This is a genomic window from Alitibacter langaaensis DSM 22999 (assembly GCF_003096995.1).
Taxonomy (GTDB): domain Bacteria; phylum Pseudomonadota; class Gammaproteobacteria; order Enterobacterales; family Pasteurellaceae; genus Exercitatus; species Exercitatus langaaensis.
Window position 1 is genome coordinate 1 of sequence record NZ_QENU01000019.1, and the last position, 25,804, is coordinate 25,804.

22 protein-coding genes, 1 pseudogene and 1 riboswitch are annotated in these 25,804 nt (G+C 41.3%); of the genes and pseudogenes, 9 read left to right on the forward strand and 14 right to left on the reverse strand.

Translation table 11 applies throughout. The features are described 5' to 3' along the window. Window positions 1–241: 241 nt before the first annotated feature. The gene (gmhB, locus tag C8D76_RS09025) at window positions 242–796 is read right to left on the reverse strand and encodes a D-glycero-beta-D-manno-heptose 1,7-bisphosphate 7-phosphatase (RefSeq protein ID WP_116632455.1); all 555 of its coding nucleotides are present in this window, start codon (window positions 794–796) and stop codon (window positions 242–244) included. 176 nt (window positions 797–972) lie between these two features. On the opposite strand from gmhB, the gene metN reads away from it, so the two are divergent. From metN to deoC, 4 genes are all read left to right on the forward strand, one after another. After that, window positions 973–2,010 (forward strand): methionine ABC transporter ATP-binding protein MetN, encoded by a 1,038-nt coding sequence (gene metN, locus C8D76_RS09030; protein WP_116632456.1) that lies wholly within the window; start codon window positions 973–975, stop codon window positions 2,008–2,010. Next, window positions 2,000–2,689 (forward strand): methionine ABC transporter permease, encoded by a 690-nt coding sequence (locus tag C8D76_RS09035; RefSeq protein WP_116632457.1) that lies wholly within the window; start codon window positions 2,000–2,002, stop codon window positions 2,687–2,689. Before metN ends, C8D76_RS09035 begins: the two co-directional genes overlap by 11 nt. A gap of 24 nt (window positions 2,690–2,713) precedes the next feature. After that, window positions 2,714–3,529 (forward strand): MetQ/NlpA family lipoprotein, encoded by an 816-nt coding sequence (locus tag C8D76_RS09040; protein ID WP_116632458.1) that lies wholly within the window; start codon window positions 2,714–2,716, stop codon window positions 3,527–3,529. Between the two features lie 190 nt (window positions 3,530–3,719). Beyond that, window positions 3,720–4,397 (forward strand): deoxyribose-phosphate aldolase, encoded by a 678-nt coding sequence (gene deoC, locus C8D76_RS09045; RefSeq protein WP_116632476.1) that lies wholly within the window; start codon window positions 3,720–3,722, stop codon window positions 4,395–4,397. Between the two features lie 96 nt (window positions 4,398–4,493). On the opposite strand, the gene C8D76_RS09050 is transcribed toward deoC, so the two are convergent. From C8D76_RS09050 to queC, 3 genes are read right to left on the reverse strand one after another with little or no spacing between them, the layout of a single operon-like run. Continuing rightward, the gene (locus tag C8D76_RS09050) at window positions 4,494–5,120 is read right to left on the reverse strand and encodes a 7-carboxy-7-deazaguanine synthase QueE (RefSeq protein WP_116632459.1); all 627 of its coding nucleotides are present in this window, start codon (window positions 5,118–5,120) and stop codon (window positions 4,494–4,496) included. Beyond that, complete coding sequence (gene queD / locus C8D76_RS09055) at window positions 5,117–5,536, reverse strand: 6-carboxytetrahydropterin synthase QueD (RefSeq protein WP_116632460.1); 420 nt, start codon at window positions 5,534–5,536, stop codon at window positions 5,117–5,119. Before queD ends, C8D76_RS09050 begins: the two co-directional genes overlap by 4 nt. Beyond that, window positions 5,529–6,212 carry a 7-cyano-7-deazaguanine synthase QueC gene (queC, locus tag C8D76_RS09060; RefSeq protein WP_116632461.1) on the reverse strand — a complete coding sequence of 228 codons (684 nt, stop codon included), beginning with the start codon at window positions 6,210–6,212 and terminating at the stop codon, window positions 5,529–5,531. Before queC ends, queD begins: the two co-directional genes overlap by 8 nt. A gap of 2 nt (window positions 6,213–6,214) precedes the next feature. Beyond that, window positions 6,215–6,260: riboswitch (PreQ1 riboswitch) on the reverse strand. Window positions 6,261–6,410: 150 nt separating this feature from the next. On the opposite strand from queC, the gene ypfJ reads away from it, so the two are divergent. Then, a complete protein-coding gene (gene ypfJ, locus C8D76_RS09065) occupies window positions 6,411–7,253 on the forward strand; it encodes a KPN_02809 family neutral zinc metallopeptidase (protein ID WP_116632462.1) in 843 nt (280 codons plus the stop codon). A gap of 78 nt (window positions 7,254–7,331) precedes the next feature. On the opposite strand, the gene clpB is transcribed toward ypfJ, so the two are convergent. The 7 genes from clpB to priA all read right to left on the reverse strand — a co-directional run bounded on the left by clpB (window position 7,332) and on the right by priA (window position 19,209). After that, a complete protein-coding gene (gene clpB / locus C8D76_RS09070; protein WP_116632463.1) occupies window positions 7,332–9,902 on the reverse strand; it encodes an ATP-dependent chaperone ClpB in 2,571 nt (856 codons plus the stop codon). A 190-nt stretch (window positions 9,903–10,092) separates the two neighbouring features. Next, window positions 10,093–13,182 carry a multidrug efflux RND transporter permease subunit AcrB gene (gene acrB, locus C8D76_RS09075; protein WP_116632464.1) on the reverse strand — a complete coding sequence of 1,030 codons (3,090 nt, stop codon included), beginning with the start codon at window positions 13,180–13,182 and terminating at the stop codon, window positions 10,093–10,095. Between the two features lie 21 nt (window positions 13,183–13,203). Next, window positions 13,204–14,400 carry a multidrug efflux RND transporter periplasmic adaptor subunit AcrA gene (acrA, locus tag C8D76_RS09080; protein WP_116632465.1) on the reverse strand — a complete coding sequence of 399 codons (1,197 nt, stop codon included), beginning with the start codon at window positions 14,398–14,400 and terminating at the stop codon, window positions 13,204–13,206. A gap of 229 nt (window positions 14,401–14,629) precedes the next feature. Continuing rightward, the gene (locus C8D76_RS09085; protein ID WP_116632466.1) at window positions 14,630–15,196 is read right to left on the reverse strand and encodes a TetR/AcrR family transcriptional regulator; all 567 of its coding nucleotides are present in this window, start codon (window positions 15,194–15,196) and stop codon (window positions 14,630–14,632) included. A 158-nt stretch (window positions 15,197–15,354) separates the two neighbouring features. After that, complete coding sequence (locus C8D76_RS09090) at window positions 15,355–15,969, reverse strand: MarC family protein (protein ID WP_116632467.1); 615 nt, start codon at window positions 15,967–15,969, stop codon at window positions 15,355–15,357. Window positions 15,970–16,066: 97 nt separating this feature from the next. After that, a complete protein-coding gene (ftsN, locus tag C8D76_RS09095) occupies window positions 16,067–16,888 on the reverse strand; it encodes a cell division protein FtsN (RefSeq protein WP_116632468.1) in 822 nt (273 codons plus the stop codon). Between the two features lie 116 nt (window positions 16,889–17,004). Further along, a complete protein-coding gene (gene priA, locus C8D76_RS09100; RefSeq protein WP_116632469.1) occupies window positions 17,005–19,209 on the reverse strand; it encodes a primosomal protein N' in 2,205 nt (734 codons plus the stop codon). Between the two features lie 171 nt (window positions 19,210–19,380). Here priA and rpmE point away from each other — a divergent pair, with 171 nt between their 5' ends. Both rpmE and C8D76_RS09110 read left to right on the forward strand, forming a co-directional pair. Further along, the gene (gene rpmE, locus C8D76_RS09105) at window positions 19,381–19,593 is read left to right on the forward strand and encodes a 50S ribosomal protein L31 (protein ID WP_116632470.1); all 213 of its coding nucleotides are present in this window, start codon (window positions 19,381–19,383) and stop codon (window positions 19,591–19,593) included. 61 nt (window positions 19,594–19,654) lie between these two features. Next, on the forward strand, window positions 19,655–20,701 hold the full coding sequence (locus C8D76_RS09110) for a glycosyltransferase family 4 protein (protein ID WP_116632471.1): 1,047 nt from the start codon (window positions 19,655–19,657) through the stop codon (window positions 20,699–20,701). Window positions 20,702–20,831: 130 nt separating this feature from the next. Here the strand turns inward: C8D76_RS09110 and C8D76_RS09115 are convergent, their stop codons facing one another. Then, the gene (locus tag C8D76_RS09115; RefSeq protein WP_116632472.1) at window positions 20,832–21,659 is read right to left on the reverse strand and encodes an outer membrane protein assembly factor BamD; all 828 of its coding nucleotides are present in this window, start codon (window positions 21,657–21,659) and stop codon (window positions 20,832–20,834) included. A gap of 98 nt (window positions 21,660–21,757) precedes the next feature. Here C8D76_RS09115 and rluD point away from each other — a divergent pair, with 98 nt between their 5' ends. Then, the gene (gene rluD, locus C8D76_RS09120) at window positions 21,758–22,732 is read left to right on the forward strand and encodes a 23S rRNA pseudouridine(1911/1915/1917) synthase RluD (protein ID WP_116632473.1); all 975 of its coding nucleotides are present in this window, start codon (window positions 21,758–21,760) and stop codon (window positions 22,730–22,732) included. Between the two features lie 75 nt (window positions 22,733–22,807). Here rluD and rho read toward each other — a convergent pair whose 3' ends face one another. Then, entirely contained in the window at window positions 22,808–24,070 is a 1,263-nt protein-coding gene (gene rho / locus C8D76_RS09125) for a transcription termination factor Rho (protein WP_116632474.1), read from the reverse strand. A gap of 185 nt (window positions 24,071–24,255) precedes the next feature. Here rho and rhlB point away from each other — a divergent pair, with 185 nt between their 5' ends. Beyond that, window positions 24,256–25,506 carry an ATP-dependent RNA helicase RhlB gene (gene rhlB / locus C8D76_RS09130; RefSeq protein WP_116632475.1) on the forward strand — a complete coding sequence of 417 codons (1,251 nt, stop codon included), beginning with the start codon at window positions 24,256–24,258 and terminating at the stop codon, window positions 25,504–25,506. Window positions 25,507–25,728: 222 nt separating this feature from the next. On the opposite strand, the pseudogene C8D76_RS09135 reads toward rhlB, so the two are convergent. After that, a pseudogene (locus C8D76_RS09135) lies at window positions 25,729–25,804 on the reverse strand (IS1595 family transposase); the annotation flags it as partial.

The window sequence follows — 25,804 nt, forward strand, 5'->3', positions numbered from 1 at the left end:
ATTAACTTTGTTCAGCACTTTAAGTTTCTGTTTTAATTTTTTTCAAAACGAATCTTACTCGTGCCCACACAGATTGTCTGATAAATTGTTAAAGAGCAAAAAAGAACGACGCACTGGATAATCTTTTCAATTTCACAACAGCGCGTCGTTGTGTGCGGCGTATTATAGGCATTTTCAAATCCTTTGCAACCCCTATTTGGTAAAAATTTTTAAAAAAGATCTTAAATGATGATCTTTTAATCTATTTTGCGACTTTTCGTACAATTCTTGGCAAATCTGCCACACTTTCAATCACAAAATCGGCGTACGCCTCTCCATCAGGAGTGATTGGTTTGCCCGTTTTTACTAAAATTTTTGACCGCACTTTTGCCGCCGCGCCAGCTTGTAAATCTTCGAACTTATCGCCAACCATAAAAGATTGCGTTGGATCGATCTTTAATTCTTGTATCGCTTGCAATAACATTCCCCCTTTAGGCTTGCGACAATCGCAATTTTGCTTAAATTCACCTTTGCCTTCGGGATGATGGGGGCAATAATAGATCCCATCTAAATCGACTCCACGATCCGCTAATGACCAATCCATCCATTCGGTTAACGTTAAAAACTGTTCTTCGCTAAAATAGCCGCGCGCAATGCCAGATTGATTTGTGACAAGCACCAGCAAATATCCCATTGATTTCAATTCTTGTAATGCTTCTATACTGCCATCTATAAATTGAAAATCATCAATTTGATGGACATAGCCATGATCTACATTTAATGTGCCATCTCGATCTAAAAAAATCGCTTTATTCACGTTATTTTCCTTTTAAATATTGATGGCTTATTATCTGCTTTCTCATTCGCCAACGCAAATCACTTCTATAAAATAACCAATGAATCTAAAAACACAAGGAATAAGGGTTGACAGTATCGCATGGCTGTCTAAAATACGGCAGAATCCATATTTTTATATAAAAGAAAAGGGCTTATATGATTAAGCTAACGAATATTAGCAAAATTTTTGACGTTTCTGGGCAAAAATTGACCGCACTTGATAACGTCACGTTAACCATTCCTCAAGGGCAAATTTGTGGCGTTATTGGGGCGTCAGGGGCGGGTAAAAGTACATTAATCCGCTGCGTTAATCTGCTTGAAAAACCGACTTTTGGCAGCGTGATTGTTGATAATGAAGAATTAACTCAACTTGATGATGCTCGACTTTTATTAGCTCGCCGTAAAATCGGTATGATCTTCCAACATTTCAATTTGTTAAGCTCTCGCACCGTGTTTGGTAACATTGCTTTGCCTTTAGAATTGGAACATCAACCCAAAGAGCAAATTACCCAGCGAGTCACTGAATTGCTTGCGTTGGTGGGCTTAGAAGATAAAAAAGATGCTTATCCCGCCAATTTATCTGGTGGGCAAAAACAACGTGTTGCTATCGCAAGAGCATTGGCGACAAAACCGAAAGTGTTATTGTGCGATGAAGCAACCAGCGCGTTGGATCCCGCAACGACTCACTCAATTTTACGATTATTAAAAGAAATTAACCGCACTTTGGGCATTACGATCCTATTGATCACCCACGAAATGGAAGTGGTGAAACGTATTTGCGACCAAGTTGCAGTGATTGATAAAGGTCATCTGATTGAACAAGGGACGGTCAGTGAGATTTTCTCGAATCCTAAAACAGAGCTTGCACAAGAATTTATTAGTTCAACCTTTAACTATCAATTACCCGATGAGTATTTAGAATATCTTACTGAAACGCCAACTTCTGCCAATTCACGCCAAGTTATTCGTTTTGAATTTACAGGTAGAACCGTGGATGCACCTGTGCTTTCGCAAGTATCGCGTAAATTTAACGTCAGCTTGAGCATTTTGATGTCACAAATTGATTATGCGGGCGGCACTAAATTCGGTTTCACCATTGCGGAAGTGGAAGGCGATGAAGATGCAGTAACGCAAGCGAAAATATATTTAATGGAAAGCAATGTACGCGTGGAGGTGCTAGGCTATGTGGGATAATATAATTGCGGGCTTTAACCAACAGCTCACGCCCCAAGTGTGGCAACTGATTGGCGCGAGTACATTTGAAACTATTTATATGACGCTTGCCGCCACAATTTTTGCGATCGTTTTTGGCATGCCATTAGGTATTTTAACCTTTGTCACCCGTAAAGGCGAAGTGCTTGAAAATGCAAGACTTAACCGCGTATTAGAACTGCTAATTAATATTGGACGTTCAGTGCCATTTATTATTTTGTTATTAGTATTAATGCCGGTGACACGTTTTATTGTTGGCTCAACACTAGGCACAACGGCGTCAATCATTCCGTTAGGCATGGCAGCGATGCCATTTTTTGCACGTTTAACTGCAAATGCCTTGGGCGATATTCCAAGCGGCTTAACCGAAACCGCAAAAGCCATGGGAACAACCGTGTGGCAGCTCGTTACTAAATTTTATCTGCCTGAAGCCTTGCCTATACTGATTAAAGCGGCAACGTTAACATTCGTTACGCTAATCGGCTATTCCGCTATGGCGGGCGCTGTTGGCGGCGGTGGCTTGGGTAATACCGCTATTTCTTATGGTTTGCACCGAAATATGCCTTATGTGCTTTGGGCGGCAACCATTATCATCGTATTAATCGTGATGGTCTGCGAACGATACGGTAACAAACTCGCTGATCATTTTGATCGTCGTTAATTTAACTTTATATAGGAATCAACTATGAACTTAAAAAAACTCTTAACTGTGACCGCACTTGCCTCAGTCTTTGCTTTAACTGCATGCAAAGACGATAAAAAAACAGACGCAGCAGCGCAAACACTTAAAGTGGGTGTGATGTCTGGGCCAGAACATCAAGTGGCAGAAATGGCGGCTAAAGTGGCAAAAGAAAAATATAATTTAGATGTCACTTTCGTTGAATTTAACGACTATGCGTTGCCAAACCCAGCGGTAAGCAAAGGCGATTTAGACATTAATGCAATGCAACATAAACCGTATTTAGACGAGAACGTTAAAGCGAACAACATCAAAAACTTAGTGATTGTTGGCAATACTTTCGTTTATCCACTTGCGGGCTATTCAAAAACAATCAAAAAAGTTGATGAGTTAAAAGATGGTGCCAAAGTTGCGGTACCAAATGATCCGTCAAACCAAGGTCGTGCATTAATCTTGTTAGAAAAACAAGGCTTAATCAAATTAAAAGACAATCAAAACTTAAACGCAACGCCACTTGATATCATTGAAAATCCAAAACATTTACAAATCGTGCCTGTCGATACTGCAGTTGCGGCGCGTGCTTTAGACGATGTGGATTTAGCTGTTGTGAATAATACTTACGCCGGTCAAGTAGGTTTAAATGCCACTGAAAATGGCGTATTTGTGGAAGACAAAGACAGCCCGTATGTTAACATTATTGTTGCCCGTGATGATAATAAAGACAGCGAAGCCGTTAAAAACTTTGTCAAAGCATACCAAACTGAAGAAGTGTACCAAGAAGCCGTTAAACACTTTAAAGACGGCGTTGTAAAAGGTTGGTAAAAACTTAGCGAAAACTGACCGCACTTTCTATAAAAGGCTTGGCAAAACCAAGCCTTTTCTCATATTCATTTCCTATTACACCAAGCTATGACTTTGGTAAAATTGCGATATTCACTCAAACAAATGTAATAATTTCACCAAATTTTGTCATTTATAGTAGATAATGATGAAAAATTCAGGAGATAACATGATGCAAGCAAATGAAATCGCCAAACTGATTGATCACACCGCCTTAACGGCAGAAAAAACCGATCAAGATATTTTGCAACTTTGTGATGAAGCTATTGAAAATGGCTTTTGTTCCGTCTGTATTAACTCGGGCTATATTCCCCTTGCTAAACAAAGATTAGCAAATTCCAATGTTAAAATTTGCACCGTTGTCGGCTTTCCATTAGGGGCTAATTTATCCTCTGTGAAGACTTTTGAGGCTCAAGAAGCGATTAAAGCGGGGGCATCAGAAATTGATATGGTCATCAATGTAGGCTGGGTTAAATCAGGAAAATGGGATGAAGTGCGGTCAGATATTGCGATGGTTTTACAAGCCTGCCAAGGCGTGCTACTAAAAGTGATTTTAGAAACCTGTTTGCTCACTAAAGCAGAAATTGTCAAAGCATGTGAAATTTGTCGTGATTTAAACGTGGGCTTTGTGAAAACCTCAACGGGCTTTAATAAAGGCGGAGCAACGGTAGCGGACATTGCTTTAATGCGCCAAACAGTGGGCGAGAATATTGGTGTCAAAGCTTCTGGCGGAATACGAGATACCGAAACGGCTTTAGCGATGATTAAGGCTGGGGCAAACCGCATTGGTGCAAGTGCGGGCATTGCCATTGTTCATGGCTTAAAAGGCGATAATAGCGGCTACTACTAACTTACAATAAACCGTTTAAATGGGGATTTACGCACAAGCACGCATAATCCCCAATCTCTCTAATTTAGCCGTTAGATTGAGTAATTATGCTTTCGACTATTCAATACCAATAAGCTTATGGGTTTGGATGCTCAGTTGCCATTTGGGCTTATTCGCTCGGGCGTTGAGTTGTCCGAGCAAAGTGATAGTTTCAAGCAAATTCATTTCACCATTTTTCTCACAAGGGCTAAGAAAATAACCGCTGGCGTGAATTTTGTTTTCAATTATTTCGCAAAATGCTTGAATATCCCCGTCCACCACAATCCGCACTTCATCTGCGGTTGAAATGCAACGGCGCTGATATTTTTCTGCATACATGGCTTTTGGACTGGTGGCGATAAAATCAATTTGTGCGGGAATGTCTTTCAATCCATTGGTTTCGATAGCCAGAAAATACCCTGCTTGTTTTAACGCTTCAAGTAAAAGGGAAAGTTTAGGCTGTAAAGTGGGCTCGCCGCCAGTGATAATCACATTCTTGGCGGAAAATGACCGCACTTTTTCCATAATTTGGCTCAATGACCATAATTCAAAGTCATTGTAATGCGTATCGCACCACGGGCAAGCGAGATTGCACTTGCCCAAACGCACAAAAACACTTGGCATGCCCGTGTTCATTCCCTCACCTTGCAAACTCTCAAAAATTTCAACGATAGGAAATTTCGGCTCATTAATTAATGAGTTCATTCACGATACTCACAAAAGGAAGTCGGCGTTTCCCACAAACGAATCGCAGACAATGGCAATTTATCTTTTAGTTGATTAAAGATAAAACGCGCCATTTCTTCCGCGGTGGTGCGCACTGGAATGCCAAAGGTTTTTGAATTGAGTTCGTTGAGCAAGCTCGCGATTTTGCACTCACGTTCACTGGTGCTGTCATAAATAAAAGCATGATCCATTTGATCTAAAATGACTGATTTCACAATCGCTTTCACATCAGTAAAATCCACCACCATACCTTTTTTAGCACCGTTTGCGATTAATTCACCACTCACTTCCACTTGTAGCTTATAGGTATGCCCATGCAGATTTCGGCACTTGCCATCGTGTCCATCCAAAATATGCGCCATATCAAAACTAAATTCTTTGGAAACTTTAAACATTTTTCACCGCACTTTTTTGTTGTAAATATTCTTTTAACCCTTTTTCGCGTAACAAGCAGCTTAGGCATTCGCCGCAGCCCCCTTCTACGCCCATATAGCAAGTGTGCGTATGCTCACGGACATAATCCAACGCGCCGAGTTCGTCCGCTAACTGCCAAGTTTGTGCTTTCGTGAGATACATCAAAGGCGTGCGAATATTAAACTGATAATCCATCGCTAAATTTAACGTCACATTCATTGATTTGATGAACACATCTCGACAATCGGGATAGCCGCTAAAATCCGTTTCGCACACGCCAGTAATAATGTCTGTTGCCCCTTGCCCTTTGGCATAAATCGCAGCATAAAGCAAAAACAACGCATTGCGCCCATCCACAAAGGTATTTGGCATGCCGTTTTCGTTTGGCTTAATTTCAGTTTCTGACATCATGCCATTGGTTGTGATTGATTTCATCACACTGGTGTCGATCAAGGTTTGTTTTATGCCAAGATCTCTGGCAATCCACTGGGCTTTTTCCAGCTCAATGGCATGACGTTGACCATATTGAAAAGTGACAGCTTCAACATTTGAAACCCCGTATTCTTGAATGGCTTGAATCAGACAAGTGGTGGAATCTTGTCCACCTGAAAAGATAACGATCGCTTTGCGATCATGATTTGGATTTGAAATTTTCATCATATTTCCTAGTTTTTTTGCGTGGGATGGATTGCGAACCACGAGTAAAATTCACCGCACTTTTAGATAGCGACATATAAAACCATATAGCGAACGCAATATCGCAACTAAAGTGCGGTCAGCATTCTAACAGAATTTTGTGTTCACTCAAATACATTGTAAAATAGCGCCACTTTTAACTTCATGAAGGAAAACATTATGCGTTGGCAAGGGCGTGAACAAAGTACGAACGTGGAAGACCGTCGCGGTTCAACATCAGGGGGAAGAACGGGCGGCAAGAAAATTGGTGGGGTGTTTGGCTTTATCATTCTGCTGATTGGTTCATATTATGGCGTAGATTTATCTGGTTTGATCAACTCATCCGAAACCAGCATAGGCAGCCATTCATCAAATTTAACCGCACAGGAAGAAGATCAACTAAACGGGCTTTCTCGTACGGTATTAAGAGAAACAGAGAAAACCTGGCAACGTTATTTCGAGCGTAATGGGCAGCATTATCAACTGCCGACCATGGTGCTTTACAATGGCGCAACCCCAACAGCATGCGGCACGGGTCAATCCGCAATGGGGCCATTTTATTGCCCAAACGATCGAAAAGTGTATTTAGATCTTTCGTTTTATGAAGATATGAGAAAACAACTTGGCGCATCAGGCGATGCCGCTTTTGCTTATGTCATTGCTCACGAAGTGGGGCATCATGTGCAAAACTTGCTCGGGATTTTGCCTAGAGTGACCGCAGAGCAGCAAAAACACAGCAGTCAAGCCAACGCCCTTTCGGTAAAACTTGAATTGCAAGCAGACTGTTTTGCCGGTGTTTGGGGAAATCAAGCCGCACAAAATAACTTGCTGGAAACGGGGGATTTAGAAGAAGCCTTCAACGCCGCAGAAGCTGTGGGGGACGACCGCTTACAAAAACGTAGCCAAGGTTATGTTGTTCCAGATAGTTTTACCCACGGCACATCCGCACAGCGTTTGGCTTGGTTTAAACGAGGTTTGCAATCGGGTGATCCGACACAATGCAATACTTTTGCAAATAATTAATCACAAAAATAAATAAAAATTTGACCGCACTTTTCACATTGAGTAAAAAAGTGCGGTCAATTTTTGTCAGATTTTGATCTATTGTTTTGTCGCAATGTTGTCGTTTTCAAAATCCACGATCACAGGTTTGGCTGGTAATAAATGGCCAGACAAAATTTCACGAGAAAGTGGGTTTTCAATCTCTTGTTGGATCGCGCGTTTAAGCGGTCTTGCCCCATAAATTGGGTCGTAACCCACTTCACTGATGAAGTCTAACGCAGATTCAGTGAAAGAGATTTGGTAGCCGTGTTCAGCGATACGTTTTGTCAAACGATCCAACTGAATTTGCGCAATCGCTTTGATATTTTCTTTCGCCAATGGATGGAACACCACGGTTTCATCAATACGATTGATAAATTCAGGGCGGAAATGTTGGCTAACCACCGACATCACCACTTCTTTCATATCATCATAACCCAGTTCTTGGTTGCCTTGAATTAAATCGGAGCCCAAGTTTGAAGTCATGATTACTACCGTATTGCGGAAATCCACGGTTCTGCCTTGCCCATCGGTTAAGCGTCCATCATCTAATACTTGCAATAAAATGTTGAACACATCGTGATGTGCTTTTTCCACTTCATCGAGCAAGATCACGGAATATGGACGGCGGCGGACGGCTTCAGTTAAATAGCCCCCTTCTTCATAGCCCACATAACCTGGAGGCGCCCCCACTAAACGAGATACGCTGTGTTTTTCCATAAACTCAGACATATCAATGCGCACCATGGCACTTTCGTCATCAAACATGAAGTTCGCTAAGGTTTTGCAAAGCTCTGTTTTCCCTACCCCTGTTGGGCCTAAGAATAAGAACGAACCAATTGGGCGATTCGGATCTGAAAGCCCTGCACGGCTACGGCGAATGGCGTTTGCCACCGCTTCCACGGCTTCTGTTTGCCCAACCACACGTTTATGCAACTCTTGTTCCATACGGAGCAATTTTTCTTTTTCGCCCTCCATCATTCGCGAAACAGGAATACCTGTCGCACGAGAAAGCACTTCGGCAATTTCCTCATCGGTCACACGATAGCGCAATAAGGTCATTTCTTTGCCTTCCGCTTTGTCGGCGTTCGCAAGCTGTTTTTCTAACTCAGGAATGGTGCCGTATTGCAATTCTGACATTTTGTTTAAATCGCCAGCACGGCGCGCCTGTTCCATTTGAGTTCGGGCGTTTTCCAATGCTTCTTTTATATGTTGCGTGCCAGAAAGCGCGGCTTTTTCACTTTTCCATACTTCTTCAAGTTCGGCATATTCTCGCTCTTTCTCAGAAAGCTCCGCTTCCAACATTTCTAAACGTTTATGGCTTGCTTCGTCTTCCTCTTTTTTCAATGCCTGTTGTTCCAATTTTAATTGAATAATGCGGCGTTCCAATTTATCTAACGGCAACGGTTTACTATCAATTTCCATACGAATACTTGAAGCCGCTTCATCAATTAAATCAATGGCTTTATCTGGCAATTGGCGATCGCTAATATAGCGGTGCGAAAGCGTTGCTGCTGCGACAATCGCAGGGTCTGTGATTTCTACATGGTGGTGCAATTCATAACGTTCTTGCAAACCACGCAAAATCGCAATGGTATCTTCAACACTCGGCTCGCCGACAAATACTTTTTGAAAACGGCGTTCCAACGCGGCATCTTTTTCAATATATTGGCGATATTCATCTAAGGTTGTCGCACCCACGCAATGTAATTCGCCGCGCGCCAACGATGGTTTCAACAAGTTGCCCGCGTCCATCGCGCCATCTGTTTTACCTGCGCCCACCATTGTGTGAATTTCATCAATGAAAAGAATGACTTTGCCTTCTTCTTGCGCCAATTCTTTCAATACTGCTTTCAAGCGTTCTTCAAACTCACCACGATATTTTGCCCCCGCAATCAATGCGCCCATATCCAATGAAAGCACGCGTTTTCCTTTTAAACCTTCGGGCACTTCGCCATTCACAATACGCTGTGCTAAACCCTCTACAATCGCGGTTTTCCCCACGCCTGGTTCACCAATTAATACAGGGTTATTTTTGGTACGGCGTTGCAATACTTGAATGGCGCGGCGGATTTCATCATCACGCCCAATAACAGGATCCAATTTGCCACTTTCTGCACGTGCGGTTAAATCAATGGTATATTTTTCTAAGGCTTGACGACTTTCTTCTACATTTTGATCGTTCACACTTTCTCCCCCGCGAATATGTTTAATCGCGTTTTCTAAATTTTCTTTTTTTGCACCGCACTTGCGTAAAATCTCGGCTAAATTGCCTTTTTCTTCAAAAGCGGCTAATAAAAACAATTCACTGGAAATAAATTTATCATTTTGACGTTGCGCAATTTTATCGCATAAATTCAATAGGTTAACTAATTGACGAGAAATCTGCACATCGCCGCCATTTCCTGAAACCTGTGGTAGCTTATTGAGCTCCGCATTTAATTCATTACGCAATGCCGCAGTATTAACGCCACTTGCAGTGAGAATTGGCGTTATCGAGCCATCTTGCTGGTTCAACAGCGCGAGCAACATGTGGACAGGTTCAATAAATTGGTTATCTTTTCCTAATGCAAGGGATTGCGCTTCAGCCAACGCTTGTTGAAATTTGGTAGTAAATTTTTCGATATTCATATCATTCTTTCTCCTTAATTGGTTTGAACATTTTTCGTTCGCAAGGATTAAGTAAGGGATCAAAATGAGATTTCAAGGGAGGATTTCAAAAAATTATGTTAAATAGAAAAAATAAAAAATAAGCAAAAAAATGACCGCACTTTACTTATTTACAAGGCAAAGTGCGGTCAAAATTTACAAAGTTTTTTAATTAATGATGCTCATTTGCACCAAGGCGCGGTGCATTTTCATCAAACACAGGATCTGGTTTGTGATTTGAGCTCAAGTAAGTGTAGATCACTGGCAACACGAATAAGGTAAATAATGTACCAATCGCAAGGCCAGAAACCACGACTACGCCCATACTAAAGCGCATAACCGCTCCCGCACCAGAGGCATAAAGCAATGGAATCAAACCTGCAATCATCGCTGCGGTTGTCATCAGAATTGGACGTAAACGCAATTGTGCCGCTGTCATAATGGCTTCTATTTTGTTTTTGCCATGATTGAGCTGCTCTTCTTTCGCCACTTCACACATTAAGATACCGTGTTTCGTGATCAAGCCCACCAGCGTAATCAAACCGACCTCGGAATAGATATTCAGCGTAACCCCTGTTACCCCGAAGAAGCTGAGCAAGTTCAACACTAATAATGCCCCTGAAATGGCTAACGGCACAGACACCAAGATAACCAATGGATCACGAATTGATTCAAACTGAATCGCTAAAACTAAGAAGATAATTAACACCGCTAACACGAATGTTGTTACTAAGGCGTTACCTTCTTGTACTAGCTGACGAGATTCCCCTTTCCAGTCATAAGAATAACCTTGCGGTAGATCTTTTGCTGCATCTTGCAACCATTTAATCGCATCACCCGTTGTAATAGTTGGGTTTGGTACCAATTGGATTTCAGCAGAATTTAACTGACTGAAACGCGGCAATGAATATGGTTGTGGTTCAAGTGTAACATCTAACAAGCTGCTCAATGGTACGCTTTCGCCATTACTTGCTGTAATAAAGTAGTTTTTCAAGCTTTGTGGTGATAAACGGTTTTCACGTTTTACCTGAGAAATCACTTTATACGCACGGCCGTCAATATCCACACGGGTAATTGTCGCTTCAGATAAGTAGTAACCTAAGGTACTTGCGATTTGGCGCATACTAATACCATAAGTACCCGCTTTTTCTTTATCGACTTTAATACGCATTTGGGCAACATCATATTTCAAGGTTAAATTTGAATAAACGAAGTTTCCTGATTTACGCACTTTATCTAAGAAAGAGCCTGCCACTTCAGCCAATTCTTTTGTGCTGTTCGGCGAACTTAACACAAATACCACTGGCGGACCTTGTTCCCCTGTTTCAACTTCTGGGAAAGCAAAGGATGAAATGGACACTTCTGGAATGGTTGCTGCTTTTGCCGTTAAGTCTGCCATAATTTCGGCTTGAGTACGATCACGTTTCGCCCAATCTTTCAGCGTTGTAATCACCAACGCTTGGTTGGTATTCGGCGCACCAGCGATTACCTGAGAATATTCTTTCTCTGGCGTGTTATTCAAAATCTCTTCGTATGGTTTTACCGCTTGTTGCACATAGTCCACATTAACGTTAGACGGCGCGGTTACCATTCCCAAGAATGCGCCTTTATCTTCTGTTGGTGTTAACTCACTCGACAAAGACATAAACAAAGTTGGAAGCGTTGCAAAAATAATCACCGCAAACACAAGAATAGTTTTACGGGTTTGCATCACTAAACCAAGAATATAAGTATAAACGCTTGTTAGCTTAGTTAAAGTGCGGTTAACTCTGTCTTCAAATTTTGAGCTTTCATGTTTTAACATTTTGCTCGACATCATTGGAGAAAGGGTTAAAGCAATGATTCCTGAGATAAATACCGAACCTGCAAGGGTTAGGGCAAATTCTTTAAACAGCGTCCCTGTAATTCCGCCCATTAATGCCATTGGTGAATATACCGCCACCAACGCAATGGTCATTGAGATAACTGGCACGGCAATTTCACGGGTACCAATAATCGCTGCGCGGAATGGCGTTTCCCCTTCTTTTATATGACGGTCAACGTTTTCAAGCACCACGATAGCATCATCCACCACCAAACCGATGGCAAGAATCATCGCCAGTAGCGTCATTAAATTCAGTGAGAAACCTAACAATTCCAGCAAGAAAATTACCCCAATTAACGAAATTGGAATGGTAATAATCGGAATTAAAATGGCTCGTAAAGAACCAATGAACAGCATAATCACCACTAATACAATCACAACCGCTTCAACAATGGTGTGAATTACATCATTGATCGAGCTGTTAATCGCAATAGTGCGGTCATAAAGAATGGCAGATTTTATGGTGTTCGGTAAATTATTTTTAATGGTTTCGTAAAGTGGGCGAATATTTTCCGCAACATCCAATGGGTTCGCATTTGAGGTTGGTTCAATACTTAATACCACCGCATCAGAACCATTCGATGTGGCACGCGTATCATCACTTTCTTTATTTAATTCAACATCTGCGACATCACGCAAACGAACTAATTTGTCGCCATCATTAGAGATGATCAAGTTACCTAAGTCTTCTATCGTATTGGTAGTGGTTTCCACTTTATTACGATAAATATTAAAGTAGCCTTTATCACTCCCCGCAGCTGTTTGTACATTATTATTAGATAACGCCGTAGCAATTTGGGTTGCAGAAATATTTTGCGAAGCTAATTTTTGTGGATCTAACCAAATACGCATTGCATATTCTGCCGCACCATAAATCTGTACTTTTGCCACACCTTGAATAGTAAATAACTGCGGTTTTACCACACGTTCAATGTAGTCGGTAACTTGGCTTGGGTGCAATTTATCAGAGCGGAAGCTGATATACATAATCCCTGAACCACCTGTTGATGAGGTCAAGGTTGGATCTTCGATACCGCTTGGTAGTTCAGAACGAACCGATTGCACTTTTGATAACACATCTGCTAATGCGGCGGCAGGATCAGTGTTAAGCTTCATCTTCACTGTAATTCTTGAAGAACTTGGCGCACTTGATGATGACAAATAGTCAATATTATCGGCTTGCGCAATAGCTTCTTCCAGTTTCGATGTAACGAATGCTTGGATCAATCCCGCATCCGCCCCAGGATATGTCGTACTCACAGTAATTACTGTGGTCGTCATTTTGGGGTATTCACGCACCGATAGTTTCGAGATCGCTTGCAAACCGAGAATGACGATAAGCAAACTAATCGAAATCGCCATCACTGGGCGTTTAATAAAAATATCAGTAAATTTCATTCAATAAATCCTTGCCTGAAATTATAAGTTAGTTTTTTCAGCAGGTTGAACTGTACCCACACCTTCTTTATCAGCTACGGTAACGAGGCTGCCATTCGCAAGACGTTGCTGACCACCCGTTACAATAATATCGCCAATTTTTACATCATCGCCTTTTAATTGGGCATAAATGCCTTGACGGTCTTTAGTAAAGACGGTGATTTGATGCGCACGGTACATTTTGCTTAGATCTTTATTATCCGCAAATTTTTCTTTATCTTTATCTGACAATGGCTCTAAGACATACACCATTTCACCATACATATTATAGGTAATCGCCACTTGCGGAATCACGATTTGTTGTTTTTCCGTTGGTAAGGCAACACGTAAACGCGTAAACATACCTGATAATAATTTAGCGCCATCTTCTGGCTCAAAGGTCGCTTGCACATCAATCAAACCTGTAGATTTATTAATGGCAGGTTCGATAGCTGTCACTGTGGCGGCAAAGGTTTCGCCTTGGCGTGCATCGGATGTTGCTGTCACTTTTTGACCAATATGAAGCTCATCTAAATTATTTTGCGACACAGAAAAATCCACTTTCATTGAGCTAATATCTTCCACACGCACAATAGCTGTGCCCACTGAAATATATTGCCCTTCGTTCACTTGAACAATACCGGTTACACCATCATAAGGTGCCACAATTTTACGGCGCTCAATGGTGGCTTTTAATGAATTCACATTTGCCACTAATTGATCTAAATTCGCTTTTGCATTATCCAATTCAGTTTGCGATACGCTTTGTGATTTAATCAAGTTAGCATAACGTTGATAAGTTAAACGAGCAGCTGGAACTTGTGCTTCTGCGGCGCGTAAGCTTGCCACTTCTACATCATTATCAAATTCCACTAAAACTTCACCTTTTTTCACGGTTTGACCCGATTTCACAAGGATTTTTTTGATGGTGCCAGCAGTTTGTGCACTTAGCATAGAACCTTGATTTGGTCGAACCAAACCTGTTGTATTAATCACAGGCGTCCATTCGCTTGCTTTTACCACTACGGCAGTAACAGGGTTCGCCTTTTCTGGCATATTAGCGATCGCTTTACCGATCATGATTTCTTTAAATTTATTTAAACCAATGACAAGTGCAAACACTAACACCGCAACAGCCAAGCCCACTTTCAAAAAGAAAGTATGCGAACGTTTTGGTTTGGTCTTTTGAAGTTGGGACATAAAAACTCCACAAAATTAAACTAGGGGCTGTCTTAATCACTAACACATCCCTATTTAGAATAAAGATTCTAAATAAGAAAATGCCGCTTAAGTCAGCATGACAACATTAACGGAACTGAGAATTTTAAAATCAAGTAGATACCCACCGTGACAATAAAATCTCAAATTTCTTTTTTAAACAATTAGTTAAGGGCTAGTCTAGCAATCCAGAACAACCCCTAAATTGAAATTATTTTTGAATTGCACGCCAAGTGCGTTCAATTACATCTTCTAAGGTTTCATCGGATAATTCTCGCTTAAAAAATTGTCGATCAAAAGCTAAATTGACCGCACTTTCAAGCCCTAAAATAAATAAAACCTTAGAAGGCAAATCACAAATCACATTATCTGCAATCGCCTGTTTACAATACAAAGCCCACTGACTTTCACGATCTAATTCGGAGCACACATCAAGAAATGCGGGAATAGATTTGTATTGGCTCATATTCGCCACCGTCATTGGGTTTGCGCCCAAATGATTCCATACATTCCACCACATCGTTCGATACCGTTCGAAATAAGAACGCGTTTCATCGTAGTCCTTGGCTAATTCTCTTGTAAAAAGAGTAAAAACTCGCCGAGCAAATTGCTCCAATAATTCATCTTTATTCTTAAAATAAATATAAATCGTACCAGGGGAGATTTGGGCTTCCTTCGCGATTTTGTGCATAGAGAGATTATGCAATCCACTTTCTGCCATTAAACGCTCAGTTGCCAAAAAGATTTGCTCTGCCATATCATTTTCAGATTGACGCATTATGATTAAACCATTTTGAAATTAAAAATAGGACAAATAGCAGAAAAACGCCACTCAATGAACGTTCGTTCATTTTAATGATTTTTAGATTTTAAGCAAGAAAAAGTGCGGTCAAAAATTGGAAAATTTTTAACCACACTTAAAGGTAAAATTTGGTGTTAACCGATATTGAAAAATGCTTTAACGCCTATCAAGACATTGTTTACTGCTACCGATGCTAAAATCAATCCCATTACACGACTGATAATTGCCGCACCTGCATTTCCCATATAAGGCTGAATACGACTAGCCAATAAAAGCATAAAATAAGTGAATAACATAACTAATAGCATAATACCTGCTGTAATCATTTGTTCAAGCAAGTCAAAACGATGATTATCCGTTAAAAGAACGATAGCCATCATTGCACCAGGAGAAGCAATAGACGGAACAGCAAGTGGATAAACGGCTAATTCATGTAAGCTAGTTTTCATTTTCATTTCATGTTCAGGCTTGCTTTCAGCAAAAATCATCATTAATGCAAAGACGAAGAGCACCAAACCACCTGCAATTTGGAATGCAGAAAGAGGGAGTTGCATTGCCTCAAATAAGAATTGTGCCCCAAAAAGAAAAAACAGCAAAATACCCGTTGCCACCAATACAGAAACTTTTGCAATCTTTCTCCGCTCTTTGGGCGACAATCCATTTGTTTGAGACAAATAAACAGGCATTGAACCTATAGGATCAACAACAGCCCAAAGTACGATAAATTGAATTATAAATGAATCAAACATACACTTTTTACCAGTAACTTATATTTTAATATTCCAGTTAAACAAACGGCACGCGCCAAAGACACATGCCGTTTTAAAATGAGATTTAATGCGATAACTACATACCAAGGATCACACAACTTGCAATGGAACTTGCTTGCTTTTGTGCATTTGCAGCTGCTGGGCGATCGCCGATTGGACCAATCAATACGCGGTTCCATTTGCCACTTTCTGTGATACGAGCATTTAAGCCTGTCATCGCTAACTTCGCTTGTAGCGCTTCCGCTTTCGCACGATCGTTAAAGGCACCGCATTGTAAACCAAACTTGCCTGTTGATTTTGTACTCTCTGGTTTCTTCTCAACTTTTTTGGCAGTTTCAGATTTCGCGGCTTCTACTTTTGCCGCTTCTTGTTTCGCTAATTCTGCTTTTTTACGTTGTTCTGCAAGTTTTTTCTCTTCCGCAGCTTTGGCGGCAAGCGCCGCTTCTTCAGAGGCTGTTGGTAATGATGTGCTATTGTCAGCAGCACTCGTTGCAGTGGTATTATCCGCATCATTTGTTTGCGCTGCTTTCTTCGCTTTTTCTAAAGCCGCATTTTTTTCTGCTTCTTCTAAGCGTTTGAGTTCTTCTTTTTGTTTTTCGCTTAATTGTGCAGATTTTGCCAAAGCAGAACTGTCTGTTGGGACCGTGCGGCTTTCAAGCTCTTTAATATAAGACCAGGTTTCTTCAGGGCGGCTTGGCAACTGGCTTTTCGGTTTTGCTTTTTCTGCTACTTCAACTTGTATTTCTGTCACTTCAGGGGATTTTTCTTTTAATAGGTAAAGCCCCAATGCAAAACCGCCTACCACTAAGGCTGCAATGGTAAATAATAGGGATTTATTGATTCCGCTGGATTTTTTCTTTTTTGAACCGCTACGTGCGGCATAATCTCGCTGTGCCACGATCTTCCTGTCTTGTTGTTAAATATGAGTAAATGGGGTTAATTCTACTCAATAATTCCTGTAGTGGCTAGACCTCAATAATTATTTTTACACTTCTTTACATCTAAAAACGGCAATTAGCTTAAATCTTGTGGATCCACGTCTAAATTTAACCGCACTTGGCTGGATTTATGTTCCCATTGTTGATGAAAATCCGTTAACGCGGCTTGCAGCCAAGCTCGTGAGGGATGTTGCAATAATAACTGCCAGCGGAAATAATCCGCTTTTTTAGCAAAAGGCGCGGGCATTGCCCCAAGAATTTGTAAGTGCGGTTGATTTTTCGCTTGTTTCCATTGATAAAAATACGCGGCAATATCGTTAAGCAGCTGCTCCGCCTCTTGGCTTTTTCTGCTCTGCGCTTTAAACAATGCCTGCGCACTAAATGGCGGCAGCCCCATAGTGTGGCGCATTTTCAACGCATCATCAGCAAAGGCGTGATAACCTGCTGTTAATAAACGTTGCAACAAAGGGTGTTCAGGATAATGGGTTTGTAGCACCACTTCGCCTTGCTTTTCTGCTCGCCCTGCACGCCCCGCCACTTGTACATAAAGCTGGGCTAAACGCTCTTCAGCCCGAAAATCAACACTAAATAAGCTGCTATCCACATTAATCAAGGCAACCAATGTCACATTAGGGAAATGGTGCCCTTTGGCTAACATTTGCGTGCCAATCAAAATCTGGCTTTTACCTTGCCGAATATCTTCTAAATGGCTTTCTAACTTGCCTTTTCGTGCCGTGCTATCCCGATCGATACGTGTAATGCGATACTGGGGGAAACGTTCTTTCAAGGTTTGTTCAAGCTGCTCGGTGCCTAATCCTGTGGTCACTAAATGTGTTGAACCACAATCGCCACATTGGCGTGGAATTGGCTTTTGTGAACTGCAATGATGACAACGCATCGCACGTTGATGTTGATGATAAGTAAGTGGTTTATCACAATGGGCGCAAGTCGCAATCCAACCGCATTCATGACACAACAAGGCTGGCGCAAATCCACGGCGATTCAAAAATAGCAAGACTTGATTCCCGTTTTGCAACTGTTCATCCATTTTTTTCAGCAGCGTGCTCGATAAACCATTCACCACTTGCTGTTTTTTTAAATCAATCAGTTGGCTTTGCACCATACTGGCATTACCCGCTCGTTGCGATAACACAATATGCTGATATTTGCCATTGCGAACATTATTGAGCGTTTCCAAACTCGGCGTGGCAGATCCCATAACAATGGGAATATTCAGCTGTTTCGCATAAACCACCGCCAAATCACGCGCATGATAACGCCAGCCTTCTTGCTGTTTAAAAGAGGCATCATGTTCTTCATCGATCACAATCAGCCCAAGCTCAGAAAATGGGGTAAAAATAGCGGATCTTGTGCCAATAATGACCGCACTTTGCCCTGTGCGAGCACGCTGCCATACATCTAAACGCTGGGTATCGTTCAGATTAGAATGCAGTACGTCAATTTCCACATTAAAACGAGAACGAAAGCGTTGTACCGTTTGTGGCGTTAAACCAATTTCCGGCACTAAAACCAGCACTTGTTTGCCTTTTTTTAAGGTTTCTTCAATCAGCTGTAAATAAATTTCAGTTTTGCCTGAACCTGTTACCCCATCTAATAAAAAAGCACCAAAGCCTTGCTGAAACAACAATCGACCTAATGCTAGAGATTGTTGTTTATTCAGAAGCAAGCGGTTTTCAGCCTTGACAATCGGTTCGTCTTGTAAGCGTTGTTGCCATGAAATCGGCTGAACAGGCTGTTCAAACGTATCAATATATTGTTTTTCTTTTAATGCTGACCAAATTGCGGCATTAAATTCATTATTGCCCTTTTCCAACGGCGATTTTGCCAACGCACTTGCCGCTGCAAATTGTTTTTTCGCTTTTGTTAATACCCCCGAGGCTAAGGCTTCTTGCCCAAGTGCGGTCAATTTCCAGAAAATTTTTGGTTTTTGCACCGCACTTTCGCCATTGCGCAATTTTACTGGCAGCGCCGAAAATAGTGCATCGCCTAATGGTGCTTGATAATAACTGGCAGCCCAATGCAATAAATTCCACATAGATGCACTGAAAATAGGCTGTTGATCCAAAATTTCAATAACGGTTTTCAACTGTTCCACTGGCAGATCGCTTTGTTCTGGCAACGCCACCACAATGCCAATGCGTTTTTGTGTGCCAAAAGGAACGATCACGCGCGCGCCGACTTCTGGCAGCAAGCCATCAGGCAGTGCGTAATCAAATAAGCGCATAAGAGGAACAGCAAGAGCAACACGAGCAAATTTCATACAGGATCCTTTTTCTAAAGTGCGGTCAATTATACTTGAATAATGGAAATTTTTCGGTATAATTTGCGACCTAATTTCCGTGCTGCTTAGCAGCGTAATATTAACTTCGTATGGTGTAAGATGGCTGTGTGCCGATTTTATAGCGATACGGCTTCAATTTGAGGTTTTCCAATGAAACAAGGTATTCATCCAGAATATAATGAAATTACTGCAACTTGTTCTTGCGGTAACGTAATCAAAGTTCGTTCTACTTTAGGTAAAGACTTAAACTTAGACGTGTGCGGCAACTGCCACCCATTCTACACAGGTAAACAACGTGTTGTAGATACTGGCGGTCGTGTAGAACGTTTCAACAAACGTTTCAGCATTCCAAGCACAAAATAATCAGTTTTGGATTAACCCCTGCGATTGCGGGGGTTTATTTTATCTTGCGTAAGGAGAAAGAATGAAAGTTGCGATTAATACCTTAAATTTTCGCCAAGGCGGTGGTGTTGAACGTTATATTTTGGATTTAATTAAGGGCTTTCATGATGAACAAATCACCCCGCGCATTTACACCTGTAAAGCAGACGCTACTTTAGCCGAAAATCGATGGATTGAGTTAATCAAAACCAATCTTTCTTTAATTCCGCGCAAATTACGTCATCGTTTTTTATCTTCCTTTGTTCGCCAACATCGACAAGCTGATGAAGTTATTTTGTCGTTGTTTTATTTATATTGCGATATTTTTATTTGCGGGGGAAATCATAAGGGTTATTTGCGTTCGCAAAATAAAACAGCGAATTTATATGAACGTTTTATCAAGATTCCTTTTGAACAAAAAGTGCTGAATGAATGTAAGCTTGTCATTGCCCATTCAAAACTGATGAAAAAGGAATTAATTGAATTATATCAAGTTCCCGAACAAAAAATTCAGGTGCTTTATCCGCCTGCGAATACCGCAAAATTTAATCCAATCTCAGCAGAACAGCGTCAAGCATTGCGGGAAAAATTAGGTTTTAACGCAGATGAGATTATTTATCTGTTCCCTTCTACGGGGCATCATCGCAAAGGTTATGCGCTCTTAAAAAACTACTTTAACCATGCTGATTTGCCGATCAGGTTAGTGGTGGCTGGCACGCCAGTGAAAGAGAGCAAAAACGTGGTTTCATTAGGTTTTTGCAAGAATATGCCAGAGCTTTATCAAGCTGCGGATTTCACTATTATGGCATCAAGCTATGAGCCCTTTGGTTTGGTGGGATTAGAGTCTATTTTATCAGGCACACCTGTGATTTTTTCAGAAAATATGGCGTGTTTAGAAGTGCTACAAAATAATTTTGGTTTTACTTTCAGCCGTGATGATGTGGCAAGTCTAGCAAGTGCGGTCAAAAATTCAATAAATTTAGTTAAGGCTGGCAAAGCGCGCATTGACAATCCGCATGCTTGCTTAAATTATGATCCTGAACTAACCAGCCATATTGAGCAATTGCTACAAATTATGAAAAATCTATAAACTTGCGTATCTAAAATAGATAGAAAATAAAATAGATTTACCACGCCACCTTATATAACAAACCGCCCAAATTATTAAACTTGGGCGGTTTTCTTTAAGTGATTCTCTTTAAGTCATTATCGTTAAAACTTTATTCTGCTGCTTTTTCTGGCTCTGAACTGCCAAATTTCAACCACGATGGCAAACTTAAGAATGGCTCATCTGGCTTTTCAGTTTCTTTAAAGACTTTGCCTTCGTTAGCTTTTACCAAGGTTGCAGCTTGTTGTTCAAGTTGGGTTAAGCCCATTTCGTGATAAGCTTCTTGCATTAACGGCAATGCAGAAATGGTTGAATAGGTATCTGGATACAAACGGAGCATATCAGTGACACGGTTTGCAACCGCTACCCACGCTTTACGTTTTGCATAGAATTTCGCAATTTCTAACTCGTGGCGCGCCAAACGGTCTTTGATATATGCCATGCGAGTTAAAGCATCTGGCGTATATTGGCTGTTCGGGAAATGCTGTACCAAAGTTTGGAAATTACTAAATGCCGTTTTCATTGATGTTGTTTCGCGAGTCGAACGGTCAATGCCAAATAAATCTTGGATATAATTATCGCCCATCGACATATTCGTTAAAGCTGCCATATAAAGCACATAATCCGTATGCGGGCTGTCTGAATGTTGTTGCAAGAAACGATCAGCTGTCACTAACGCCGTTGTATAATCTTGGGTTTTGTATGCCACATAAATTAAGTTGAGCTGTGCTTGCTCGCTGTAAGTGCCACCTGGGTAACGCGTATCAACGGCTTGTAAATAACGGGTTGCATCGCTGTATTCACCATATTCCAAATGCTGCTGACCGATAGCAAAAAGCTCCTGCTCAGAGGCTTGCTCCACTTCTTTATTGCTGCTTGAACAGGCAGACACTGCAAATGCGGCGACCGCAACCAATGCAAGCGATGTTAATTTACGCATAACCTTATCCTTTTCTATCTAAAAATGTGCTATTGAGTTACAATATTTGCCGTATTTTATAGAACATTATTCATTAAATCACGGATTTTTTATTATTTATGGCTCAAATTACCCTTTCGGCTGAGATCCAGCCTGAACAAATGGGGCAACGCTTAGACCAAACCTTAGCCGAGTTGTTCCCTGACTATTCTCGTTCTCGCCTTAAAACTTGGATCGAACAAGATTTAGTCCAAATTAATGGCAACGTTGCCAATGTGCCACGCACTAAAGTGCTGGGCGGCGAACAAGTGGAAATTACGGTAGAAGTGGAAGATGAAACTCACTACAAGCCAGAAAATCTGCCATTAAATATTGTGTATGAAGATGAGCATATTTTAGTCATCAACAAACCCAAAGATTTCGTGGTTCACCCTGGGGCGGGCAATCCAAACGGCACTGTGTTAAATGCGCTGCTCTATCATTATCCACAAATTGCGGAAGTGCCAAGAGCGGGGATCGTTCATCGTTTGGACAAAGATACAACAGGATTAATGGTTGTTGCCAAAACAATCCCTGCGCAAACCAAATTAGTCCGTGATTTGCAAAAACGCAAAATCACGCGCGAATATGAGGCAGTAGCCTTTGGCGTGATGACAAAAGGGGGCAAAGTAGATGAACCAATGGCTCGCCACCCAACTAAACGCACAATGATGGCAGTTCACCCAATGGGAAAACCTGCCGTTACCCATTATCGCATTATGGAGCGCTTCCGTAACTATACACGCTTACGTTTACGCTTAGAAACAGGTCGCACGCACCAAATTCGGGTGCATATGGCGCATATCGCCCATCCCCTACTCGGCGATCAAACCTATGGTGGACGCCCACGTCCGCCTAAACACGCTAGTGAAGAATTCAGCGCCGTATTGCGCAATTTCCAACGCCAAGCATTGCACGCAATTATGCTGCGCTTAGAGCACCCGATCACAAGAGAACCGATGGAATGGCACGCGCCACTACCCGATGATTTTATTGAGCTCATTCAAGCGCTGAAACAAGATTATCAACTGCATAAAGATGAATTAGATTACTAAAACAACATAAAAAATGACCGCACTTTACTTATTCATAAGCCCAAAGTGCAGTCGTTTTTTTATTTATTTTACGAATTATGAACGTTTCATTATTTCAAAGAATTCTTCGTTGGTTTTTGCTACCATCAATTTATCAATCAAGAATTCCATTGCTTCCACCTCACTCATTGGGTTAAGGATTTTGCGTAGAATCCACATTTTTTGTAGCTCATCAGGCGTGGTAAGTAAGTCTTCTTTACGCGTGCCAGAACGGTTGAAATCAATGGCTGGGAATACACGTTTTTCTGCAATTTTGCGTGAAAGGTGTAATTCCATATTCCCCGTTCCTTTAAACTCTTCAAAAATAACTTCATCCATTTTTGAACCAGTATCCACAAGTGCGGTGGCAATAATCGTTAAACTACCGCCTTCTTCCACATTACGCGCAGCACCGAAGAAACGTTTTGGACGATGTAACGCATTCGCATCCACACCACCAGAGAGAATTTTACCCGAGGCTGGTGTCACTGTATTATAAGCGCGAGCAAGACGAGTAATCGAGTCTAATAAAATAACCACGTCTTTTTTATGCTCAACCGAGCGTTTTGCTTTCTCGATTACCATTTCAGCCACTTGAACATGGCGTGTTGCAGGCTCATCAAAGGTGGAAGCGATCACTTCGCCACGCACTGTACGTTGCATTTCGGTCACTTCTTCAGGGCGTTCATCAATCAACAATACGATCAATTCACATTCAGGATAATTGTGGGTGATGCTTTGCGCAATATTTTGTAGCAACACGGTTTTACCCGCTTTGGGTGGCGCAACAATCAAGCCACGTTGCCCTTTACCAATCGGCGAGGCTAAATCTAAGATACGCGCGGTTAAATCCTCTTTAGAACCATTACCACGCTCCATACGCAAGCGCGAATTGGCATGTAATGGCGTTAAGTTTTCAAATAGGATTTTGCTACGAGAAACTTCTGGTTTATCGTCATTGACTTGATCAACTTTCAATAATGCAAAATAACGTTCACCTTCTTTGGGTGGGCGAATTTTTCCTTCTACTTTATCGCCAGTTTGCAAATTAAAACGGCGAATTTGGCTTGGGCTGACATAAATATCATCAGGGCCTGCTAAGTATGAGCTATCCGCTGAACGTAAGAAACCAAAGCCATCAGGTAAGATTTCAAGCACGCCACCGCCGAAAATATCTTCGCCACTTTTGGCGTGTTGTTTTAAGATTGCAAAGACGATGTCTTGTTTACGTAAACGAGCTAAATTTTCTAAGCCCATTTGTCCTTCACCAAGTTCAACCAAAGTTGGCACTGGTGTATTTTTTAGTTCTGTTAAATGCATAATTGGAATTTTGAATTAATTTGATTGGAAGTTCAGATACGACAATAGCGCCGTTTTAGAATGGGCGTTAAGTTACCACTAAAACAGTATGCTGTCTAGTTTTTAACACAAAAAGTGCGGTTAATTTTAGCGATATTTTGTAGTTCGTGCTATTCTAGGGGCAATTTTTATCAAACGATATCATTATGAGTACAGAACATTTATCACAACAGCGTTTTGCTGATCTTCCCTTACACCCTAAAGTGCTAGAAGCATTGCAACGCAATGGCTTTGAATATTGCACGCCAATTCAAGCCCTTTCTTTGCCAATCACCTTGCAAGGTAAAGATGTCGCTGGGCAAGCACAAACGGGAACGGGCAAAACCATGGCGTTTTTAACCGCCACTTTTCACCATTTATTAACCCATCAGCCTGAAGTTATTCCAAATCAACCGCGTGCATTAATTCTAGCGCCGACTCGTGAGCTAGCGGTTCAAATTGCCCACGATGCAGAATGGCTTGTCAAAACGACGGGATTACGCACCGCACTTGCTTATGGCGGCGATGGCTATGACAAACAACTCAAAGCCATTGAAAGTGGTGTTGACCTACTTATCGGCACTACGGGGCGTGTCATTGACTATGTAAAACAAGGGATTATTCGTTTAGAAAATATTCAAGTTGTGATCCTTGATGAAGCAGATCGTATGTTTGATTTAGGGTTTATTAAGGATATTCGCTACTTGTTACGAAAATGCCCAAGCCCGAAACAACGCCTTACCATGTTGTTTTCAGCAACTCTATCTTATAAAGTGCGTGAACTCGCCTTTGAAGATATGAATGAGCCTGAATATGTGGAAATTGAGCCACTACAAAAAACAGGGCATCGCATTAAGGAAGAACTGTTCTATCCCTCTAATAAAGACAAAATGGCATTATTAATGACATTATTGGAAGAAGAATGGCCTGAACGCTGCATTATTTTCTCCAATACGAAACATGAATGCGAAAAAATCTGGGGCTATTTAGCCGCCGATGGACACCGTGTTGGCTTGCTTACGGGTGATGTGGCTCAGAAAAAACGTTTGGCCTTACTCAAGCAATTTACCGATGGCGATTTAGATATTTTGGTTGCCACAGATGTGGCTGCCCGTGGTTTGCATATTTCAGACGTTACTCACGTTTTTAACTACGATTTACCCGATGATCGTGAAGATTATGTTCATCGCATTGGTCGCACAGGGCGTGCGGGTGAAAGTGGTGTTTCTATTAGCTTTGCTTGTGAACAATACGCCATGAACTTGCCTGCCATTGAAGAATATATTGGACACCATATTCCTGTTAGCCAATATGATCCTGAATCGTTGATCTCTGATTTGCCAAAACCATTGCGTCTTCAACGGGGAACGGCAACAAATAGAAATAATAATGTGAAGAATACTAAGAAACGTTATTAAAGAAGCCCAACTGTACTTGAATTATAGGTCTTCAACCCTTGCAAATGCTGAGAAGTTATTTTTAAAGACTGAAAACATACTCCTAAACGTACTCCTAAAATAAAAAGTCATCTTTGAAATTGATTGTTTTTCAGGCTGTAAGCTCAGGTATAAGAAATTAAATTCTAACATAAAAAAGCAAGTTCCCTTTTTTAAAAAATTTGGGGCTGACGTAGATTAGCCCTAAATTTCACACCATTTTCGCAATGTTTTTAGCTGCATTTTGGGTGTTCCAAAGTTAAACCGAAATTCACATTCC

What these genes read in the sequence shown, in the direction of transcription:
- metN (WP_116632456.1), top strand. Translation starts at nt 973, where the DNA reads ATGATTAAGCTAACGAATATTAGCAAAATTTTTGACGTTTCTGGGCAA.
- C8D76_RS09035 (WP_116632457.1), top strand. Translation starts at nt 2,000, where the DNA reads ATGTGGGATAATATAATTGCGGGCTTTAACCAACAGCTCACGCCCCAA.
- C8D76_RS09040 (WP_116632458.1), top strand. Translation starts at nt 2,714, where the DNA reads ATGAACTTAAAAAAACTCTTAACTGTGACCGCACTTGCCTCAGTCTTT.
- deoC (WP_116632476.1), top strand. Translation starts at nt 3,720, where the DNA reads ATGCAAGCAAATGAAATCGCCAAACTGATTGATCACACCGCCTTAACG.
- C8D76_RS09050 (WP_116632459.1), bottom strand. Translation starts at nt 5,120, where the DNA reads ATGAACTCATTAATTAATGAGCCGAAATTTCCTATCGTTGAAATTTTT.
- queD (WP_116632460.1), bottom strand. Translation starts at nt 5,536, where the DNA reads ATGTTTAAAGTTTCCAAAGAATTTAGTTTTGATATGGCGCATATTTTG.
- queC (WP_116632461.1), bottom strand. Translation starts at nt 6,212, where the DNA reads ATGAAAATTTCAAATCCAAATCATGATCGCAAAGCGATCGTTATCTTT.
- ypfJ (WP_116632462.1), top strand. Translation starts at nt 6,411, where the DNA reads ATGCGTTGGCAAGGGCGTGAACAAAGTACGAACGTGGAAGACCGTCGC.
- clpB (WP_116632463.1), bottom strand. Translation starts at nt 9,902, where the DNA reads ATGAATATCGAAAAATTTACTACCAAATTTCAACAAGCGTTGGCTGAA.
- acrB (WP_116632464.1), bottom strand. Translation starts at nt 13,182, where the DNA reads ATGAAATTTACTGATATTTTTATTAAACGCCCAGTGATGGCGATTTCG.
- acrA (WP_116632465.1), bottom strand. Translation starts at nt 14,400, where the DNA reads ATGTCCCAACTTCAAAAGACCAAACCAAAACGTTCGCATACTTTCTTT.
- C8D76_RS09085 (WP_116632466.1), bottom strand. Translation starts at nt 15,196, where the DNA reads ATGCGTCAATCTGAAAATGATATGGCAGAGCAAATCTTTTTGGCAACT.
- C8D76_RS09090 (WP_116632467.1), bottom strand. Translation starts at nt 15,969, where the DNA reads ATGTTTGATTCATTTATAATTCAATTTATCGTACTTTGGGCTGTTGTT.
- priA (WP_116632469.1), bottom strand. Translation starts at nt 19,209, where the DNA reads ATGAAATTTGCTCGTGTTGCTCTTGCTGTTCCTCTTATGCGCTTATTT.
- rpmE (WP_116632470.1), top strand. Translation starts at nt 19,381, where the DNA reads ATGAAACAAGGTATTCATCCAGAATATAATGAAATTACTGCAACTTGT.
- C8D76_RS09110 (WP_116632471.1), top strand. Translation starts at nt 19,655, where the DNA reads ATGAAAGTTGCGATTAATACCTTAAATTTTCGCCAAGGCGGTGGTGTT.
- C8D76_RS09115 (WP_116632472.1), bottom strand. Translation starts at nt 21,659, where the DNA reads ATGCGTAAATTAACATCGCTTGCATTGGTTGCGGTCGCCGCATTTGCA.
- rluD (WP_116632473.1), top strand. Translation starts at nt 21,758, where the DNA reads ATGGCTCAAATTACCCTTTCGGCTGAGATCCAGCCTGAACAAATGGGG.
- rho (WP_116632474.1), bottom strand. Translation starts at nt 24,070, where the DNA reads ATGCATTTAACAGAACTAAAAAATACACCAGTGCCAACTTTGGTTGAA.
- rhlB (WP_116632475.1), top strand. Translation starts at nt 24,256, where the DNA reads ATGAGTACAGAACATTTATCACAACAGCGTTTTGCTGATCTTCCCTTA.